This is a genomic window from Ktedonobacter racemifer DSM 44963 (genome assembly GCF_000178855.1).
Taxonomy (GTDB): Bacteria; Chloroflexota; Ktedonobacteria; order Ktedonobacterales; family Ktedonobacteraceae; genus Ktedonobacter; species Ktedonobacter racemifer.
This window is the reverse complement of record NZ_ADVG01000001.1, coordinates 1,578,501-1,597,010: the sequence shown is the minus strand read 5'-3', so window position 1 is coordinate 1,597,010 and position 18,510 is coordinate 1,578,501. Positions and strand designations below refer to the sequence as shown.

Here is an 18,510-nt window from a genome sequence, read left to right as displayed (position 1 = left end):
TAAGCGGGAAAGGTGAACCGCGCAAACCGGAGCGCGGTGCCCGCTGCCAACGCGGTGAGATCGGGGGAAGCGCTCAATAGGTGCTGTCCCTGCTCCGTAGTTGCCCTTCGCTGCACTGGGGCATTCCTAAGCCCTTGGCAACTTTTCGGTTTTGCCTGAACTGCCACTACGAGGAAGGATGAATTGTTGCGTGCGGCAAGTACCCGTGCTATTTGCCCCTCGGGGATCTTTCTGGCAATCGCGTGGGCTTGCTTTTCTGCGCCGGGGTCCGGCTTCGGTTTCCCTCCGTATCGCCTGGCGGAGTCTACCGCAGCAGGTGTAGGGATGCGCTTCGGTTGCTGCAGATGGGGAAGTCCTGCATTTTCCGGGAGTGCGGCACGGTTCGGGAGGAATTCGTGACGTCCTGTGTGGATATGGTGAGTACGGTCGCCGGAGAGGAGAGGCTAATTGGTTACTATCGCTGTGAGAAGCGATCGCAGGGGCCAAGTGGGGTTCCCGATCAACTCCTCTGTCAACAACCCGCCCCCTAAAACGGGGCGGGCTTGCGGGGAGGGCTACCGCAACGTAAGTGTTTGACTAGAGGCCACAATCCGCTCAGCCTTGTGTTGAGCCGCTTGTGGAGCAGCGATACCGGGCTAAGAAATAGTTCGATCCCAGGCTCATGTGCTAGAGAGAGAGCAAAAGTACGTCCAGATGCCCCCTAGTCTGGACCACTACCTGCCGCGCCCAAGCAGACGGCTTCGGGCCTATGCCTGTATCGCAATCTCGAAGGGGAATATTACCACGGCATAGACCGTGCGTGCTCGAAATCGAGCAAGAGTTTTGAGGTCTTTCTCCTAAAAAGGCCCTCCCGTAAGGGAAGCTACCAACAGAGACGAGCGGAGGCTAGCGCCGTCCGCCCGTGTTTCCTCCCGCAGCCTGAAGGCGTGCGGGTCTCCACACGGAGGGAACCTATGATCAATGTGTTTTGTTCCTCTTCGAAAGGACTGGTGAACAATGCAGGAGAGTCAAAGCGATCTGGCGCAGCTTCTGCGCCAGATCGAGGACGAGTACAGTGCCGCCAAGGGGGGGCTATCAGGTCTATGCAGTGGAGCCGCGAAACACCAATTCATCACGGCTCGGATGGAGAATATAGGGGCGTATTGCGCGCGTCTGTCTCAACTTGTCGGTGAGGAGAACGCGATACGCTGTGTCCTCGAGGCGGCGGAACGTCAAATACCGTAAAAGGTGCGCTCTTTCCGGCGCGGAGAGGATGCCCCATAGGGGCCCAGTGCTGTGCAACGCCGAGATCCCAGCCGCTGCCCCATGGGCAGATACGGGGCAGCGACTGGGAATCCCGCGTTATGATGGGAAACCATATTTCCCCATTTCCGCAAGAAGGAGAGGCCCCGCCGATCCGGCGCTTCCACTTTCGCCCCTGCCTCTTGAGAATAGGGTGTTGGGGGATGTTCCCCAGGAAAGGAGGATGATAAGCCATGGATTACTCTGAAAAAGGTCTCCCGGCATCTCCTGATACCAAATCGGCATACCACGTGACTGTACGCGAGCTTCCAAGCCATGAGCGGCCACGAGAGCGACTGCGCCGCTACGGCCCACAGGCGCTCTCCACTATAGAACTGCTCGCGATCATCCTGCGCACTGGCAGCACAAAGGGAAGCGTACTCGATCTGGCCAACCGGCTCCTCGCCAAATACGGAGGGCTCAGCGGGCTCATGCGTGCCGATTTTAGTGAACTCTGCCACGAGTATGGGCTCGGAGAGGCCAAAGCATCGCAGGTGAAGGCCGCGCTCGAGATTGGAAGGAGGCTGAGTATGCTGCAGCCCGACGAGCGCTACCGCATCAGGTCCTCGACGGATGCTGCGAACCTGGTTATGCTTGAGATGGCGTATTTGGATTACGAGCAACTTCGCATCCTGCTCTTAGACACGAAGAACCAGGTCGTCGAGAACATTAGCCGGTACCACGGAACGGTCAATAGCTCCGTTATGCGCGCTGCGGAGATCTTCCGCCCCGCGGTTATCCGTAATTGCCCCGGTATCATCCTCTGCCACAATCACCCCAGCGGGGATCCCACCCCTAGTCCAGAGGACATCGAAAGCACGAAACAGCTCGTTGTGGCGGGCCGCATTCTCAATATCGAACTGGTCGACCACATTATTATCGGCAACTTGCGCTTCGTCAGCCTGAAGGAGCATCTGAGATGGGAGTAATTTGAGAGCGAACATACCAGCATTCCACCTTCAACTGGCATTCCTGGCAGTGAGGTCGTCTGGCTTTACAGACGAGTGCCCCGAAATCGAGCACTGACCAGTTGACCTGTAGGCACTGCTCGCCACTAACCAGAAGAAGCGCGAGCCGGTGGAGCGAGCGGTTACGGCCTTCCCCAGCCCTTTCGGTCGGCCCAAAGAAGCGATTCAGGAGCCGTACCATGTTTACATCGAGGAGGGGTTCGGTTTGTCCGTATACGATGGCCAGTACCGCGCTTGCTGTGTAGGGACCAATACCTCGCAGGCGCTCTATTTCCGTACGAGAGCAGGGGATGGTACCCCCATGCTCCTCGATCGACTGTGCGAGGTGCTGTAACACCAGTGCCTTTTGCCGCCAGAGTCCCAGTGGCCTCAGTGCGCGCTCGAGGTCTTCCAGGGGGGTCAGCGCAAGGGATGCCCACGAGGGGTAGCGCTTGATGAACCCGCGATAGGCTCGCGCGACCCCCGCGGCGGTCGTTCTCTGCAATAGGACCTCCGCGACAGTGATTTCATAGGGCTCCCTGCCGGGATCGCGCCATGGAAAGGTGCGCCCGCAGCTTCGGAACCAGGAGAGAAGCTGCCCGCGCAACCAGGAGGCGCGCGCTACCACCTCCGGCGAGAGCTCGTAAGGGAGGCCTTCTGTTTGTTCCATCACCCTGACTCCTTCCTGACAGTTGGGTATAGCTTGTCGAACGGGCCGACTACTAACAGGCATGCTTCAACGTTGGTACGCGGACACCAGGGATACGATCCGCATCTGTACTAGAGGCTTCCTCACCACCCGCTGGGCGCCCAATAGGCGTGCTCTCACGCGGCGCAGAATCCCGTCGCGGCTGCTGAGGAGGGCGATGGGAACCATAGAACGGAAGCGGGGCTCGCCCCTGAGGTACTTCAGCACGCCGAAGCCATCCATTCTGGGGAGGTCCATGCCCAGGAAGAGCAAGTCAGCGGGACCGTGGCGGCGGAGAAAGCGTAGCGCCTCCAGTGGATCGCCGAAGCAGGCGACTCTATGCCCCTCGCGGCTGATGATGACCTCAAGGATCTTGCGCGAGGTAACTGAGGTATCCAACACCATGATCCGTAATTGCCGTTCCATAGCTACTTCCCCGACTCTCTTTTTGTTGTCGCCTCTGGCATCCACAGCTACCATAGCATGCCTTCCTCATGGCCTCCCTATGGACATTCACCGGGGAGGAGTGGTTGCCTCACAGCTCTCTCACGGTATTGGGACAGTAGCAGGGGACCTCCCGGAGCAGGGGAGGGAGGGGGGAACCTTCCGGCCTTTTGCGATCGGACAAGAATAGGCAGGGAGAGAGGGGGAGCGTGGGTCTGCGAGAGGCACCTCTTCACGGGTAGCTCACGAAGAATCACGACATCCTCATAGTGGCTCCGGACCTCCCTGCTATAATCTGGTAGGGAACCGGTGCACGGTAGAACTGAAGGGGCCCTCGCTTGCCCCTTTCGGAGCAGCAGATTTCTCATGGATCACCAGGATCCAGGCAGCGCAGGAGGAGATATGCGGATAATGCATGATGCCGACGGGTTCAGCCGCGCGGGGCACCCACTGATGCGGATCACCACACTCGGTGAATTTACTCTCGAGCGGTTCGTTCCTACCCCTTTGGGTGATCAGGATGGGCCGCCTCGTTACGTGCGCGTGGCGCGGAGCGAGTGGGGCAACCGCGGACCGGCAATGACCCTGCTGAAGGTACTGCTCTGTCGCGCGCAGCGCCGGGCCACCCGCGGCGAGCTCATCGAGGCGATCTGGCCCGATCACGAAGCGATCAATGCCGCGCACGCGCTCGATTCGGCCGCATCCGTACTCCGCAGGCACATCTTGAGAACGGGTGAGGTCGGAGGCATGCTCCTCACGCTACGCAGCGGCGGTGAAACGGTCCTCAAACTGCCGGGGCAACACCGTCTCTGGGTTGACGCTGACGCTTTCCTCTCACAGGTGTCAGGTGCGATGCGGATCGAACACCAGGGGCAGAGCCCGATCCCTTTGCTAGAAGACGCGCTGGCTCTTGCCAGGGGGGAATTTCTTGAGGACGACCTGTATGCTGAGTGGGCGCAAGGTCGCAGGCACACAATCAACGGGGCGAGACATCGTGCGCTCTTCAAGTTGGTAGATCTCTACCTTAAATGTGGGCAGGTATCGTTGGCGGAGGAGTGGCTCTTCGCCGCTCTCGAGGAGGACCCGGCCGACGAAGACGCCCTGTGCCGCCTGATGACTCTGCTGGCGGAGCAGGGGAGGCGAGGAGAGGCATTCCAACTTTATCAGTATACCGAGGATGTGCTCCAAGAGGAACAATCTGCGCCTGCCGCCTATACGCGAGAGGTTGCGCGCCGCGTCCGGCAGGGGCTCGCCTTGCACGAGCAGGTGGAGCGCTACACTGCGTCGGAGGCGCAGGTCCCCGCGATGGCTCCGCATCCCGCCCCACCATGGCAGGAAAGAGGCTACTGGGGCGACGCCGGGATGGGACGAGCCACGTTGGCGATCATGGCCTCTTCATGCAGAGGCCAAACGGCAACTCCTTATCGGTACCACACTCTACCCCGCAGAGTTCGGAGGCGACCAGCGCTCCCTACAGGTTGAATCCAGAGGTCCTCCGGTGGGGAGGGCATCATAGCAGAGCAGATACCGGTTTCCGTTCTCTCACTTATGGATATTTAGGCCATCCATTTTCAAGCTCCTGCTTCGCCCTCTCCTGCCTGATGTCCCAAGTCTTACAGGGGGCCCACAGACGTCGATTTCCTTGAAATTCAGGGTAGCCCAGTTTTGCCTTTAGACTATCCCGCTAAATTGATCGCGACGTGGTAATCCCAATCAAGCACGACGACGCACTCAAAGCAGGCAAAGACCCGCTCACTATATGCGAAGCGAGCCACTTCTGCACATCGGCAGAAGAAACGCACTGCTTACTGCTCAGGTCCAGTTCGGCTTTGATGCCCCCTTGGACCTTCATGGCTCAAGCAGTCCCTCCGAGTATTTCCACTTCAGGTCCTCCAGAGCTTGTGCTTGCTCTTCGGCAAGGTAGGCAGCATGCTCCTCTGGTGTCATCTGCTCTATTGTGTACACAAGCTTGCTTCCGTCCCAACCCGAGTCGAGGATAAAGCCATTTCGTTGTGCTTCCTGCTGAAGCTCATCCAATTCGATGTCAACGCTTGAAAAGAACTCGTAGTCGCCGCGGGCGACTCTGCGCTTGACATCAGGGAGTTGGTCGAACTCAGCATGTCGCCTCTCCCACAGTTCGATATAGCGACTAAGCGCCTGCTCTTTGTTAAATTCAGTCATCAGACCTATTGTCTCCCCGGTTGCATGACATGCCCAACGCACTGTTTGATTTTTTCGGCTCGCTCTTGAGAGCGACGCCTATAGATACGACTTGCTATACTTGTGATTACAGCGACAAAGTCGTCTACCAAATCATGGGGTGTGTCTGCTGTAAACATAACCTCAAGATAATACCCTTACAGTTTATTACACCTGAAATTTTTCTGCAAAACTATGCTTCCCCGAAAAGGCCCTAGTTCGGACGAAGGTGGAAAAGGGCAGTCGGCCTGCTTTGCCATTGAGCTTAGCAAACTGCGTCTTCCTGCAAAACTATGGGTCAAGTTACAAGGTTTTCAGAAATATGATATAAAAGTACTTTTTCTAAAATTACTGCGGATTCTGGTACTTTTTCTAATGTTATTGCGGATTTTTCTAAAGTTAGAAGGCCACTTTTTGTCCTCCTTGTGCTCATTCTATTCTAAAGATATTGCGGACGGCACAGGTAGGAATTCCTGCATAACTCCGAAATGCAAGCTCATTCCAGTGTAACTCCGAAAAAAGTAGGCACCTTGTGACCATGGCCCTCCAAACTGGGTCAACAACACCGTGTTCTCAGTTCTGACAGAACCGCCTTTCTCTGAATTCTGACAGAACCAAGAATCTGGGCTACGACAGAACCATCAGTTTTCCTTTTCTGTTTATACGTTTGAAGTCTTTTCTGATCGTGTTGACGCATTCAAAAAAAGGCTGACTTCGATTCGTGACTTAACTTACTTGCTCATCAGCTCACCTGAAAGAGCAGCGAAAAGGCTTCCTGAGAGGATCCAAATACGCTGCCCGTGTGACCACTGTATTGAAAGGCAATGCGATAGGTGCCAATAGGCCAGGGCGTAAACCCGGCTTTCAGGGAGACGGTCAGGCTCTTACCTGCTTCAAGCGTTGCGATTCTAGTCAGAACCATGAGCTTACAGAGAGCTATGGATCGCCAGGAGGAGCCTGTCTGCAACTGGAGGAGGACAACCGAACAGTTTGTCTGACCGTTCGGGAAAAGGATCACACGGGCCATGTGAGAGGAGATCGTGACCACAATCGTATTCCTCGGGTGGTAGAGCGCTGACGACGTTTGCACCGTTACCAGCCCGGATACCGGCGCTGGTGTGTTCCCAGGAGAAACGATTGCAGAGGCGTTTGCGCCGGGAGTGAGAGATCCTGGCGTGGCCCGTGTAGGCGAAAGTGTGGTCACCGTTGGCGAGGGAGAGTCGGCCGTTCCCGACGCGTTATATCCACATCCTCCAAGGAGGAGGCAGAACCAGAGGCAAAGAGCAATCTTCACCCGCATCGCCAGATTCTTTCTTTTCTCGCACAGAGAACCGTTCTTGATTGACAGAGAATACATGTGAAAAGCCTCTCTGGTTTCCGATCCTTCTGCCGCCAAATTATACCAGAAAGAGTGATATAACAAAGGAGAAACATTTATGAAAGGAAAAAAGTTCCCGCCTTTTCACTGTAAAAATACCGGAGCTCCTCATACTCGTTTTTTCTGAACAAAATGAGATTAAGAGGGGAGCAAACGTACGATAATGTGTCGCTTCCCCCCTTTGTTACAGATCCTCCGAGGGAGAGCAGAGCCTCATCGCTCTGTTCTCCCCTTGAAGCATTCTTGTCTGTTTACCAGGTTATTGACTGGCTCCAGATTTGCATGCTGGCTCCGTCGCGGGTATCGGACCACGCTGCATGCACCACATTGTCCGGGCCAGAGACGAGCTGCGTGTAGTCACCGAAGAAGCCGCAGCCTGGGAAGCCTGTGCAGGGGTTGAAGCTGACATCGTTAACGGCTTTTTGTACTGGGAAAGTCTTGCCGCCGTCGGTGGACTTGCCAACGAAGTAATCCACTTTCACGCTGAATGGATCTCGGCGGTCATCATACCACCCCACATAGACACCATTCGCGGTCGCCGTAGCCCAGGGGAAAAAGTGATGCTTATTGCCCAGGAAGGGGTCGTTGTTCACTTGGCTGATGGTTGACGCACCGGTGAGGGTGTTCACCCTGGCCAGGAAAACGCTGGAGGTATTGGCGACCGGGCCAGTGCCGATCTGGTTGGCGCCAAAGGCGCAATAGGCCGTATCTTTCCTGATACCGCAGCCCGGAGCCACGGTACCGCTGTCGCGGAAGCCCCAGTTGCTATTGCCGGTGGTGGTAAAGTTGAAGGTCGCGACCGGCTTCGGGTTGACCACCCAGGCGCCATTGACAAGGGTAGACTCCATCATGTTGATGTTCGTGAAGCTTGAGAAGTCATCGAAGAACATGTGCGGCGTGCCATGGCTGTCAACGACGAGATCAGAGAACTGCTCCTGGAAGAGCGAGCCGCTGACCAGCGTTGGAGTTGAGAACTGACCGCCCGCGCCGGGTGCGCTGGAAACCAGGATAGCCGAGCTATTCGCCGGGATTGTGGCGCTACCATCAACACAGGGCTCACCTTTCGGGCCGCCATTACAGAACAGTGTATAGTAGACGTAGATGGTGCCGTTGTTCGGACTGCCCTTGACATTATCCACGGTGATGAGCGGCTTATCCAGCGTGGCGAAGCAGCTAAAGAATGTGAAGGTGCCATTGCAGGGCTGAGTATCAATGACCGTTGGGAGCAGTGAGGCGAAGGTACGCTGGCCTATGGCGACCTCGATTTGCGAGTCCAGGTTTTCGTAGCCGTTGGTGAAATCAAAGATCAGGTTGCCGGTGATGGTACTCAGGGCAAGGTTGCCAGAGCTATCGAAGGCGACACCGGGATCGCTCTGGAAGGTCAGCGGGACAAAACCGGTGAAAGGATCGTTGCCGCCGACCATAGAGTCGTCGGTGAATTTCTTGCCGCCATTGGTCGAGACATGGAAGAACTGGTGATCGAAGTTTTCGCGGAAATCGTTGCTCATGACCACGTAGTTGTTCCCGTCCGCCGGGTTGATAGCCGAGCCAATCTCAGCCTTGGGCCAGGGGTTGCTGTCCTGGGTGACACGGACATTGCTTGTGCTACTGACAGCAGAAATGCTCGCGTGTGACTGTTTCGCCAGAGCTTTGGCGCTGCCGGCTGGCATAACGGCCTGTGCATCCATGTCGTACGGCGCCTTATGATGGGCACGCACATAGTTGACGTACGCAGCGAAAGATGAAAACCGTAAGCCTGCGGCATGCGTGCTACTCCCCATGTTGGCCATCAGGCCAATGGCGAAGCCTGTGGCCAGGGAAAGCGCCAGTAAGAGAGAGAGCATGCTTTTACGCTTGAAATACCGGTGCCTCATGGAAATCTCCTTTTTCCTTCGCCCTTCTGTATTGTCGAGTTCCGCTTTGCCAGGCGTTATCTTTCCTACAGCAAGCAAACGGACGATGCAGAAGAGTATCCAATGGTTTCTCCTGAGAGAAACTATGTGGCTTCCCCCCGAAGCCTGGTGCGAGGGTGGCACGTCTGTGATTCCAGCAAAAGTCTGAAATGAGGAGCCAGACTTTTAGCAATTGAGCGAGCACCTTAAGATGGATCGCGACAATAAATAGATATATATCTATTTATTTATGTATTAAAAGATATCAGAGGAGCACTTTATTTGTCAAGTAAGCTTTCGTTATGAAACATGTTTTTTGAAAGTTCTCCAAGAAAGGCCACATAAAACAGGTGCTTACTTATTTCGGAGTTACGGTGGAATAGCTTACTTATTTCGGAGTTAGCATGGAATATTTCGGAGTTGAAATGAGCACTTTTGGCAAATCGTGCTCATCTCATTTCGGAGTTACGGTGGAATTCCCAACTTGATGGGAATGTCATTTTACCCATAGGTTTTGGAGGTTTCCAAAACTATGCTTCCTTTTTTCTCTCCAAAACTATACTTCCTTTTTCTATGCCTTATTGGTGCGTTTAATTAATGAAGAAATGGACTTAGAAATTGCTTGATAGAAGCAGAATAAGAGTAGCTTCCTACTTTTGCTTCAACCACTTTGTACCGTCATTTTATGTGTGGTAATTCTCGTGTTTCCTATTCCTACCAGAGAGGTCGCAAGTTTTGCTAAGCTGAAACACCCGTGGGGAAAACTGACTTTTGGTACCGCCATCTATCGCTCTCATATTCTTCTCATATTTCTTCCCCTATAATAGGTATATGCAAATATTAATTGTTGAGGATGAGGCAAAGATCCGTCACTTCTTACGTCAGGGGCTTCTTGAAGAAAGCTATGCCGTAGATACGGCCGTAGATGGAGAGGAAGCGCTCTATAAACTGGATATTAATGAGTATGATCTTGTGCTTCTCGATATCATGCTTCCAAAGGTCAACGGCATCGCCGTTTGTAAAGCTTTACGCGAGAAAAGCTCATCTCCGCCAATTCTTCTGCTGACTGCAAAAGATGGGGTGGCAGATAAAGTCCTCGGCTTAGACGCAGGAGCAGATGACTATCTTACTAAACCGTTCTCTTTTGATGAGCTTACAGCACGGATCAGAGCGCTTTTCAGACGTGGAAAGAAGGCAGACGCCACGCTGTTAACCATTGGTGATCTCTCCCTGGACCCGGCAACGAAGACGGTAAAAAGAGGCGAGCAAAGCATTGTGCTGACGACCAGAGAGTATGCCCTGCTGGAATACTTTCTGCGGAATCCGAATATCCTCTTGACGAAAACACAGATTTTAGAGCATGTCTGGGATTATAACTTTGAAGGGCTGTCCAATATCGTTGAGACGTATGTCAAGTATCTCCGCAAAAAAATAAAGACGGCCCCCAATGCTCCTGAACTGATTCATACCATGCGTGGTTCAGGATATATCTTACGGGAAGAATAGCATGTTGACGAAAGCGGGACTGAAGCTGGCCCTTTTTTACTCCGCCTTATTCTTCGGCTTTTTCTGGATATTTAGCCTCGGCTTATATGTCTGGATGGATAAATCCATAGGTGATGGCCTGATCGTCCAACAGGTGCAACAGCAGGAGCAACAAGGGTCGTTTGAAGGGGTGTTTGATGAGAAGAGCGTTACCATAGCAGGCAATATTGCGCTTGACCAGTTGAAGATGATTCTTCTGGTTTTAAATGGCGGACTTTTAGTCGTGATTCCTCTGACTGCCTGGTTTCTCATGCGCCGAACTTTAGGACCAGTACAGGCCATCCATGAACAGCAGCGCCAGTTCGCTTCTGATGTCTCGCATGAATTGCGTACACCTTTATCGATCATAAGCGGAGAAATAGAAATAGCGCTGAAGAAAGATCGCACCAGGGATGATTATCAACAAACGCTCAAAAGCACAAAGGAAGAAACAGACCGTTTAATCCAACTCGTCGAACACCTATTGTTGCTGACACGCATGGAGCAGAGCAAGCAAGCGCGCGAGATGGAAGCAGTCGATGTTACGGATCTCATCAATCAAATGATTGGGGTCGTGCAGCAGAAAAGTAAGGAGAAACAGATAGAAATACTCGTCACCTTCGCCGAAGAAAGTGTGATAGTTGTCGGACAAGAAGCGCTCCTCAAACAGCTTTTTCTCAATATTCTTGATAATGCCATAAAATATACCCCTAAAAGTGGAAAGATCACGATTGGATTATCTCAAGATAAGTCTCACGGTATTGTCACGATCAAGGATACTGGCGTTGGTATTGCTCCTGATCAACAAGCAAAAATTTTTGATCGTTTCTATCGTATAGAGGCCGCGCGTTCAGAAACAAAGGGGTATGGGCTTGGATTGGCTATTGCTCGAGCGATTGTGGCTCTCCATCACGGAGAAATACATATTCATTCTGCTTTAGGCAAAGGGACAACATTTTTCCTCTCTTTACCGCTGGCCTGAAACGCTATTTACTCATGCTTTTCTGACATCGGGTCGTATAATGCTTGACCTGTTGTAGCATGAAGATACCCTACTACCAAAAGTGTATACTTGGCTCTACCACGCACGAGGTTGCATAGACGTGTTTCTCTTTGTTGCTTCATGGAAACGTCTGAAGCCGTTTGTCCACTCTGTGACACTCCGCATGGGCTAAAGCCCAGCAGCTTCTGACACGGTTCCGTAAGCGCCTGCGTGAGACATATCCCGTAGGGACTACTCAAAATGGAGGCGTAGTGTGGTAGCCATATCTGAGAAGCGCGCACCCATCCGGCGCAACCCCCCCTGGGCGGTGCCAGGCCCGTTGGCGTGATCCCCTTGCCTTGCTTGAGCAAGAGATGGTTGCCCTTCGCGTTCGGCATCCTGAGAGATCCCAACACCTGGGTCTTTCGACCCCCTCATCGCACATCGCGAACGAGCATGGGGCTTTTCCTTCAACGGTTCTTGGGAGCGCTCGATCAAGCGCTGACCGATTCTCAGACTGGCATTGCGGTCGGCATGGTCGCGCATCTGGCATTGCGGGCACAGGCAAAGCGCCGCGCCGGGCGTGTATCCCTCAACCGGCTCACCCTCATTGTAGCGAATGACGGGCGCGTGACAGCGATGGCATTGCCGGCTCGTATTGCGCGGATTGACGCGGCACGTGATGAGACCACCTGCATTCCACGCCTTGTACTTCGCGTACTTGAAGATGCGCCCTGCGCATCCAGTATGCGCGTTTCCTGTTGCTGCGGCGCGAATACGTGCCTTTTTCCGGGCACAGGGTGCCTAGATGCTCGAAGACGAGAATACTCGCCTCGTGCTTGGTGGCGAACTGGACAATGCGGGCGCTCACCAGGTGCGCGATCTGTTCGTCCACGTGCCTGATCTTGCGCCACAGATCAGCATTGTCCTGTTCCCCTTCGGCAATGATGCCAGTCTGAGATCGCTTGTGTGCAATGCGTCCGAGCAGTCGCTTCCTACAGCCCGATACCGCTGTGCCATTTCCAATGAAGGAAGTAGCCAGGATGGTGCCGTCAACCGTCTGGACGCTGCACACAGCGAGATGCTTGTCGAGATTGAGATCCACCGCGCAGAGACGTGTCTGGGCGGTGGTGAGTTGCTCTCCGCTCTTTGCGGGAGCCTCGAAGGTCTTCTCAATGGGAGTATGTAACCACCAGCTATCCCCCTTGCGAACCAGTTGCGGGCTCCCTATTGCGTACCCCTCGGGAATATCGCGAGAAAGCGCACCAATTTTGAGCCAGGACCAGCACGAGCCGGTCCACACTCTGAGCATGATGGAGTGCTGAGAGCGTTCTTTCCACAAGCCCGCGTAGAAGGAGGCCGACTTGTTCCAGGTGCGCGGCGGGACCGGTGGCCGCTCCCTGAACGGCTGCTTCTTCTTGCCCTTTTTGCATGGTTTGGCCTCGTGCTTCTCTTTGCGTGCTCGCCACGTTTTGAGCGAGGAGAAAAATGCGCGTGCAGAGCCAAGGGCCGCATTGATGGCGGCGCGGCGGAACATCGCGGGGATATCCGGGGCGATGTCGGAGAGTGGCAGAATGGGATGGGGGCTCTTCTCTGTATTGTTTTCCGACTTTGGCTCTCGCAAAAGTACTTGAGATCGAAAAAGCAAACAAGCTATGAATATCGCACTTGCTCGCTTGTTTTAGCAAGCAAACAGTAAATTTGCGCTTCCTTGATTGCTTGAAATAAGCAAGCAAGTAGTAAAAAGAGAGCCTGCTCGCTTCTCAAAATCAAGCGAGCAGGCTCTCTTTTTACTCCTTGCTTCTCACTGTGAAATAGCCCTTGTCCGCTTGCTCGACTCCCTTCCCTTTCATCAGGTAAACTCCATGACAGGTGATCGTTTTCTCTGCTCTCCGCTTCTCAGAAAGGGAGTGTTATGGAAGTTGAATATGTTGGAAAGCGTGCTCACCTCTTCCACCTGCTTCAGCAGCATCCTGAGTGGACACTTCAGCAGTATGCTGATGCGGTCGGCTGCTCTGTGAGCATGGTTTGTACCTGGCGTCAGCGGTTTCGAGAAGCCCAAGCCCAGGGAGCGCTCGATGCTTCCATCTTCTTTTCTCGCTCTCGCGCCCCTCACCATCACCCTCCTCGCATTGACACTGAGGTCAAAGAGCGGGTGCTCTCGATCCGTCAGGCTCCCCCAGAGCCGTTGCAGCGCACGCCTGGACCACTGGCGATCCTGTATTATCTGCAGCGAGATGCGCGCCTTGCAGGCAAAAAAGGCCCGCTTGCCTCGTTCGACACGCACCATCTGGCGCATCCTGGATGCTGCAGGAGCCATTGAGCGCGATCCCCCTCGTCAACGCTCTCCGCGCCTGCCAAGAGCCCCTTTGGAAGAAGTCCAACTCGACTTCAAAGACATTTCCACCGTTCCTGCTGATCTGCATGATCCTGATGCCCGCGCGGCAGCATGTGATCGAAGCGTGCAACTTTGTCGACGCGGGCACCTCCCTCTTGCTCGATGCCCAGGTTCATGAAGATTTTCACGCGGAAACGGCCTTCCAGGCGGTGGTCGCCTTCTTGCGTCGCTCTGGCTGTCCTAGCATCTTGACTTTTGATCGCGATCCCCGCTGGGTGGGAAGTGCAACAGCACGCGATTTTCCCTCGGCCCTGTGCCAATTTCTCTTGTGTGTCGGCGTGCAACCCAATATCTTGCCACCACGCCACCCGGAACTTAACTGCTATGTGGAGCGCTATCATCGGACCTACAAAGAAGAATGTCTGTTCGTACATCGTCCTGGGACCCTCGAAGAGGTGCGCAACGTTACCGAGGCCTTTGAGCACTTCTACAACACACAACGTCCTCATCAGGGGCGCAGTTGTCGCAATCGTCCTCCCAGCCAGGCGCATCCTGTTCTGCCCACCTTACCCGCGCTTCCAGCTGTGGTCGACCCGGATGCCTGCTTACAAGCGGTTCACGGGCGGACCTATGCACGACGCGTCAAGTCAGACGGTCGCGTGAGCGTTGATGGGGCTGACTATTACATCAAGCAAGCACTGGCTGGACAGCTCATCACCTTGTGTGTCAATGCAGTTGAGCGCTGCTTCGAGGTTCTGCAGCATGAGAGCATCATCAAGCAGCTTCCCATCAAAGGGCTGCAAGGCCAACGGATGCCGCTCGATGACTACATTGCCTTGATGCAAGAGCGCGCTCGTTCAGAGGAACGACAGCGCATGATGAACCTGCGACGGCGACACCTCCAGGCGCGATAATCTTTGTGCTTGCTTGCGGGAGTAGATTCGTCGAGGAGACTGCTGTCCACTTTTCTGCTTGCTCGTTTGCTCTTCATCACTTGCGCGCCTACTTTTCTCCCTTCCTGGACGACTCTTTCCTCATTTTTCTCGCTCATGTTCTCATGCTTACTCGTTTGCTTTTTGCTTGAGCGCTTGTTTTTTGTAATCTCAAGTACTCTTGCAAGAGCTGAAGTCGGAAAACAATACACTTCTCCGTCGCATGGGTGAGTTTCTCCAGGGCGGTGAGGGCCTCCTTGCTCTTGAGAGAGAGGAGGCCCTCATGGGCCTGGATGACCTCAAAGTAGAAGGCCACGACACGATTGTAGAGCGCCTGATGCTCCGCGAAGGAGCGGGCTGACTGTGGCGGATACTGCAACGCTTGTCTGATTGTTTTCGTGGCTTTTGCCATTTTTCGTACGTTTCTCTCAAACAAATATATTGTGTCTCTTTTAGAGTATACTCCAATACGTTGGAGTTGTCAAACATATGTTCTATAATGTGCTATGCACGGGCTAAAGCCGGGACACGCCTCACTGCCGCCGTTGAAACGGCGCAGCTTGCGGCGGGCTAAAGCCCGTTGTGTCAACAACGTTCCCACCGTGGCAAAAGATATGGGACTATTCTCATTCCTTCAGAGGATGGAACGCCATTGATCTCCTTCCAGACCACCAAGCCGTCACACTGGAGAGGCGGCTCAAATACCATCCAAGCGTCCAACTCATCGGCCGAGATCGTGCAGGGAAGGCGAGCTTGTGGTGCCAAGCAAGTTGATCCACAAGCGCTGCAAACGGCTGATCGCTTTCCCGAAAAACCTGAACGCCCAGTCCCTCCAGGAATCCTGGCTCCCTATGAAACCTACTTGCGAATCCGTTTCCTGGACGGAGCGCGCAATGTGCCTGTTTTTCAAGAGGTCTTTGCTTGATTAGGTACATCTTTTGAACGTATGAGCTTGCTTAGGTCTCGTTGCGCATTCCGTGGTTTCTATTGCCCAAATATGATGAAGAAAAGGCCAAAGGCAATACCGAGTACGAAGATCGCGTAGAAGAGTACGGTGAGTAGCACCCTTAGAATGGTCAATAAATGGCGAGGATTTCCGTATCGCTTCATATGCAACCTTTCTTGCATACTCACTCTATCAGCGTTGCCTTGCTCCAAATATCGCAGGTGGCGTCGTAGATGCAGTGGCAAACAGTACCACGCAAACGCTACCTTCCAGCCTGAGCGTTCGAGTCGAGAACGTGAGCGTTCAACACTCGCGTTCTCTCGTTACGCAATCCGTGGGGGGCGGGAGACCTCCCTTCCCTCTCACTTTCCATTGGCGGGTGGAATCGTGGGAGCAAAGCGGGTCAGGTAAAAGAAATCACGCGCCGTGCCGTTCAGGTATTCGTATCCAGTCCCCTGCATCTCGGAGTGCAATTTGTTGACTTGTAACTGCCCGTTCCGATCACGATTGTAGAGAAAAGCACGTACCCAGAATGGATTGATGTCCGTTTGCATCCCCATCACTACGCCGGCAGATTTCATGGCCACTCCGAGGGTTTCAGCGGTGAGCGCATTCCCTGCCGCATAAATGAACGTTCCCCCCGCCGTAATGCCAATCGCCGAGCGCCAGGTATAGGCGCTATTTAAGACTGTTCCACCCCAGGCCGCTCCATCCTGCGTCAACGAATTGATTACGCCCTTATCAATCAGCAGAGCCGCGTTTTGCCGCCAGGCCACGAGATCCGCATTCTGGCTGTTAAGCTGTGGATCAACCCCCCAAGCACCAAGGATCAGTTTGCCCTCTTTCGTGATGGCGATGGTGGCAACGCCAGAGACAGGAGGAACATACACCGTACCACCCGACATTAACCCATAGTGACCATCCCTGTATTTGAAGCCACCATTGAAGGTCGCCAGCAACGCGTGGCCTTGCTGATCAGTGACGGGAATGACTCCGGGGCCACGCATACCTCGTGGTCCCCCCGGTTCGGCGGTACCACCTACGATGTGCAATGACGTGAAACGCGAATCAAATTGCAGCATGGTCACGATAGCATACGGATGCGATGGGTCAGGGCGTATATAGGCTTTGGCATCCAGTGGTAAGTAGTTATACGGCCGAGGAGCTTGATCCAGCGTCGTCCAGGTTCCCTCACCAGTGAGCGCGGGACTGACCAATGGAGTCATCGAGGTGAGCGTCATGGGCGATAAGGTTGACCACGCGGGCCGCGTTGGCGAGGGCGATGGGGTTACTTGTGCCCCGCTCCACGGCGCGCTCACTTTTTTATTACCCATTTGATACTGTACCTGCGACGCTGTATTCATAAAGTTGAGATACCACGATTCGGCTCGCGCCGTGATCGTAGGCCCTGCTACCGCCCGCAACGTATCTGCCAGCCATGCCCCACCTGACCCATTCCCTTGCGACACAAAGACTACCACGAGAATCGCAACAATGCTACACATAGCAAACCAGAGCGGTACCCGCTTCTTGCGCGACTTCGATTTTCTCTTCGACGCCACGCAAATTGGTGGTGTCAAAGGCGTCAGCTGTCTCGATGTTTGTCGATTTGAGAACACTTTATCTATCCCTTTTCATATTCTTTAAGAAATCAGCAAATTACTCATAAATGTGTTAACTGACGCTCTCTGCGCATCCATATATCCCCAAATGCGCATCACTCGATTGCGGAATGTGCCCTTTTGCCCTCTCCACCCAGTTCCTGGACCGATGTGGTACTTGCTTAGTCGAACGGGGTAAGATCTCCTGATTGCTGTTCCAGGACAACACCTACAGGTATATCAGCAAAATGGTGTGTACCCGGACCAGGAAGCGCAACCGGCAAGTGACGCAAACAGACGAAAGGGGGGACGTATCCTCCCCTCATACCTGCGCAATCGACAAGTGTTGAAAAACGACCTCACCATCATTAATGCCGCGCAAGCCCACGGTACCACTTGCAGCGGTTGAGAGGGTTGCTTGCCCAACGGGGGTGCCATTCACCAGGAGCGTGATTGTCTGACCCGAGGCGATTACCTGGAGCCGATTTGTGGCTTTGGCTCCTGCATGGATAGCAGCATTCGGAGTGAAAGGAATGACCGTGTGGCTGACATCGTTGACAACAGTGGTGAACGCAAAGTGTCCACGCCCATCAATGCCGAAAAAGGCGTAGGTCTTTGGGGCCGTGTGGCGGATGGCGATACCGAAGGCGTGGGTGGGTGTACCACTGGTCTGTTGCACTGTCACAGTCACTGAGAGATCTGTGGGCGGTGAGGTTGGGGCAAAACAAATGTACGCCTGACCTCCATTGGGTCGTATTGCGAGCCCATGACTGGTAAAGGCGCACTCTGGGCCACTTGCCCAGCCTGCTGCCTGAGCGGTGAGAGCACTGCTATAAAGCGACTGGGTGCTACTGGGGGTTGGGTAGGGTTTGATGACTGCGGTCGAGGCCGTCGCCTGCGGGGGGGGAGCTGACGTCACGAGCGCGCCGCAACCAGCCAGCCAGATTGCTAGGAGGGTGACGATACCAATGGCGGATATTTGTCTGTACCACGCACGAAATTGCATAGATGGGTTTCTCCTTGTTGCTTCGATCTTTCTCTCGCGGGGAAAAGGCGTCTTCACGATGCTCACGCGCGTCTTCACTCGCTCATTCATGAGGAAACCAGGGCCTGAAGGGAATGTTCCCCCTCCAGGCCCCAGTATTATCTCGGATCGGGCAACTTAGTAATTGCCGTCAAAGTTGCCATCCTGTTGGGTATTGGGGCCACCAGGTCCATCGGTTTCTGGCCCTGCTACCTCGATGCTCTCGCTTTCGAGACCTACTGCTTCCATCAGTGTATCCTCCTTTCTTTTGTGATCTCTGCGTGACTGTCACCCGTCTACGCACTGCGAGTATACCGGATCGGCGATGGGAGGA

General features: G+C 54.2%; 16 protein-coding genes and 2 pseudogenes. 9 read left to right on the top strand and 9 right to left on the bottom strand.

Going from position 1 to position 18,510, the window contains the following annotated elements; genetic code table 11:
- Positions 1 to 395: 395 nt before the first annotated feature.
- From KRAC_RS78145 to radC, 3 genes are all read left to right on the top strand, one after another.
- A complete protein-coding gene (locus tag KRAC_RS78145; RefSeq protein WP_274532085.1) occupies positions 396 to 530 on the top strand; it encodes a hypothetical protein in 135 nt (44 codons plus the stop codon).
- 466 nt (positions 531 to 996) lie between these two features.
- The gene (locus tag KRAC_RS06995; RefSeq protein WP_007905577.1) at positions 997 to 1,224 is read left to right on the top strand and encodes a hypothetical protein; all 228 of its coding nucleotides are present in this window, start codon (positions 997 to 999) and stop codon (positions 1,222 to 1,224) included.
- A 251-nt stretch (positions 1,225 to 1,475) separates the two neighbouring features.
- Positions 1,476 to 2,210: a RadC family protein gene (gene radC, locus KRAC_RS06990; RefSeq protein WP_007905576.1), complete on the top strand. Its 735-nt coding sequence runs from the start codon at positions 1,476 to 1,478 to the stop codon at positions 2,208 to 2,210.
- On the opposite strand, the gene KRAC_RS06985 is transcribed toward radC, so the two are convergent.
- Both KRAC_RS06985 and KRAC_RS06980 read right to left on the bottom strand, forming a co-directional pair.
- Complete coding sequence (locus tag KRAC_RS06985) at positions 2,179 to 2,898, bottom strand: HhH-GPD family protein (RefSeq protein ID WP_007905574.1); 720 nt, start codon at positions 2,896 to 2,898, stop codon at positions 2,179 to 2,181. The genes radC and KRAC_RS06985 overlap by 32 nt on opposite strands.
- 66 nt (positions 2,899 to 2,964) lie before the next feature.
- Positions 2,965 to 3,342 carry a response regulator gene (locus KRAC_RS06980; RefSeq protein WP_211221251.1) on the bottom strand — a complete coding sequence of 126 codons (378 nt, stop codon included), beginning with the start codon at positions 3,340 to 3,342 and terminating at the stop codon, positions 2,965 to 2,967.
- Positions 3,343 to 3,762: 420 nt separating this feature from the next.
- On the opposite strand from KRAC_RS06980, the gene KRAC_RS06975 reads away from it, so the two are divergent.
- The gene (locus KRAC_RS06975; protein WP_169460865.1) at positions 3,763 to 4,842 is read left to right on the top strand and encodes an AfsR/SARP family transcriptional regulator; all 1,080 of its coding nucleotides are present in this window, start codon (positions 3,763 to 3,765) and stop codon (positions 4,840 to 4,842) included.
- A gap of 366 nt (positions 4,843 to 5,208) precedes the next feature.
- On the opposite strand, the gene KRAC_RS06970 is transcribed toward KRAC_RS06975, so the two are convergent.
- The 3 genes from KRAC_RS06970 to KRAC_RS06960 form a co-directional block, all read right to left on the bottom strand.
- On the bottom strand, positions 5,209 to 5,541 hold the full coding sequence (locus KRAC_RS06970) for a hypothetical protein (protein ID WP_007905562.1): 333 nt from the start codon (positions 5,539 to 5,541) through the stop codon (positions 5,209 to 5,211).
- A gap of 760 nt (positions 5,542 to 6,301) precedes the next feature.
- Positions 6,302 to 6,859 (bottom strand): hypothetical protein, encoded by a 558-nt coding sequence (locus KRAC_RS70885; protein WP_157506336.1) that lies wholly within the window; start codon positions 6,857 to 6,859, stop codon positions 6,302 to 6,304.
- A gap of 329 nt (positions 6,860 to 7,188) precedes the next feature.
- Positions 7,189 to 8,811 (bottom strand): hypothetical protein, encoded by a 1,623-nt coding sequence (locus KRAC_RS06960; protein ID WP_007905558.1) that lies wholly within the window; start codon positions 8,809 to 8,811, stop codon positions 7,189 to 7,191.
- 849 nt (positions 8,812 to 9,660) lie between these two features.
- Here KRAC_RS06960 and KRAC_RS06955 point away from each other — a divergent pair.
- Both KRAC_RS06955 and KRAC_RS06950 read left to right on the top strand, forming a co-directional pair.
- A complete protein-coding gene (locus KRAC_RS06955) occupies positions 9,661 to 10,335 on the top strand; it encodes a response regulator transcription factor (RefSeq protein ID WP_007905556.1) in 675 nt (224 codons plus the stop codon).
- A 1-nt stretch (position 10,336) separates the two neighbouring features.
- On the top strand, positions 10,337 to 11,335 hold the full coding sequence (locus tag KRAC_RS06950; RefSeq protein WP_007905553.1) for a sensor histidine kinase: 999 nt from the start codon (positions 10,337 to 10,339) through the stop codon (positions 11,333 to 11,335).
- 252 nt (positions 11,336 to 11,587) lie between these two features.
- On the opposite strand, the pseudogene KRAC_RS06940 reads toward KRAC_RS06950, so the two are convergent.
- Positions 11,588 to 12,983 (bottom strand): annotated as a pseudogene (locus KRAC_RS06940) (zinc ribbon domain-containing protein).
- Between the two features lie 267 nt (positions 12,984 to 13,250).
- On the opposite strand from KRAC_RS06940, the gene KRAC_RS69000 reads away from it, so the two are divergent.
- Positions 13,251 to 13,658 (top strand): helix-turn-helix domain-containing protein, encoded by a 408-nt coding sequence (locus tag KRAC_RS69000; RefSeq protein ID WP_040442046.1) that lies wholly within the window; start codon positions 13,251 to 13,253, stop codon positions 13,656 to 13,658.
- Positions 13,640 to 14,587: an integrase core domain-containing protein gene (locus tag KRAC_RS60995; protein ID WP_007905547.1), complete on the top strand. Its 948-nt coding sequence runs from the start codon at positions 13,640 to 13,642 to the stop codon at positions 14,585 to 14,587. Before KRAC_RS69000 ends, KRAC_RS60995 begins: the two co-directional genes overlap by 19 nt.
- A gap of 232 nt (positions 14,588 to 14,819) precedes the next feature.
- On the opposite strand, the pseudogene KRAC_RS06925 reads toward KRAC_RS60995, so the two are convergent.
- Positions 14,820 to 15,017: pseudogene (locus KRAC_RS06925) on the bottom strand (hypothetical protein); the annotation flags it as partial.
- A gap of 240 nt (positions 15,018 to 15,257) precedes the next feature.
- Here KRAC_RS06925 and KRAC_RS06920 point away from each other — a divergent pair.
- The gene (locus KRAC_RS06920) at positions 15,258 to 15,530 is read left to right on the top strand and encodes a hypothetical protein (protein WP_040442045.1); all 273 of its coding nucleotides are present in this window, start codon (positions 15,258 to 15,260) and stop codon (positions 15,528 to 15,530) included.
- A gap of 383 nt (positions 15,531 to 15,913) precedes the next feature.
- Here the strand turns inward: KRAC_RS06920 and KRAC_RS06915 are convergent, their stop codons facing one another.
- On the bottom strand, positions 15,914 to 17,131 hold the full coding sequence (locus tag KRAC_RS06915) for a hypothetical protein (RefSeq protein ID WP_211221250.1): 1,218 nt from the start codon (positions 17,129 to 17,131) through the stop codon (positions 15,914 to 15,916).
- A 343-nt stretch (positions 17,132 to 17,474) separates the two neighbouring features.
- Positions 17,475 to 18,158 (bottom strand): hypothetical protein, encoded by a 684-nt coding sequence (locus KRAC_RS06910; protein ID WP_007905543.1) that lies wholly within the window; start codon positions 18,156 to 18,158, stop codon positions 17,475 to 17,477.
- Positions 18,159 to 18,510 lie beyond the last annotated feature (352 nt).

Excerpts from the sequence above, each read along its gene's own strand:
- KRAC_RS06995 (WP_007905577.1), top strand. The coding sequence starts at position 997 with ATGCAGGAGAGTCAAAGCGATCTGGCGCAGCTTCTGCGCCAGATCGAG.
- KRAC_RS06985 (WP_007905574.1), bottom strand. The coding sequence starts at position 2,898 with ATGGAACAAACAGAAGGCCTCCCTTACGAGCTCTCGCCGGAGGTGGTA.
- KRAC_RS70885 (WP_157506336.1), bottom strand. The coding sequence starts at position 6,859 with ATGCGGGTGAAGATTGCTCTTTGCCTCTGGTTCTGCCTCCTCCTTGGA.
- KRAC_RS60995 (WP_007905547.1), top strand. The coding sequence starts at position 13,640 with ATGCTGCAGGAGCCATTGAGCGCGATCCCCCTCGTCAACGCTCTCCGC.
- KRAC_RS69000 (WP_040442046.1), top strand. The coding sequence starts at position 13,251 with ATGGAAGTTGAATATGTTGGAAAGCGTGCTCACCTCTTCCACCTGCTT.
- KRAC_RS06960 (WP_007905558.1), bottom strand. The coding sequence starts at position 8,811 with ATGAGGCACCGGTATTTCAAGCGTAAAAGCATGCTCTCTCTCTTACTG.
- radC (WP_007905576.1), top strand. The coding sequence starts at position 1,476 with ATGGATTACTCTGAAAAAGGTCTCCCGGCATCTCCTGATACCAAATCG.
- KRAC_RS06950 (WP_007905553.1), top strand. The coding sequence starts at position 10,337 with ATGTTGACGAAAGCGGGACTGAAGCTGGCCCTTTTTTACTCCGCCTTA.
- KRAC_RS06980 (WP_211221251.1), bottom strand. The coding sequence starts at position 3,342 with ATGGAACGGCAATTACGGATCATGGTGTTGGATACCTCAGTTACCTCG.
- KRAC_RS06910 (WP_007905543.1), bottom strand. The coding sequence starts at position 18,158 with ATGCAATTTCGTGCGTGGTACAGACAAATATCCGCCATTGGTATCGTC.
- KRAC_RS06970 (WP_007905562.1), bottom strand. The coding sequence starts at position 5,541 with ATGACTGAATTTAACAAAGAGCAGGCGCTTAGTCGCTATATCGAACTG.
- KRAC_RS06975 (WP_169460865.1), top strand. The coding sequence starts at position 3,763 with ATGCGGATAATGCATGATGCCGACGGGTTCAGCCGCGCGGGGCACCCA.
- KRAC_RS06955 (WP_007905556.1), top strand. The coding sequence starts at position 9,661 with ATGCAAATATTAATTGTTGAGGATGAGGCAAAGATCCGTCACTTCTTA.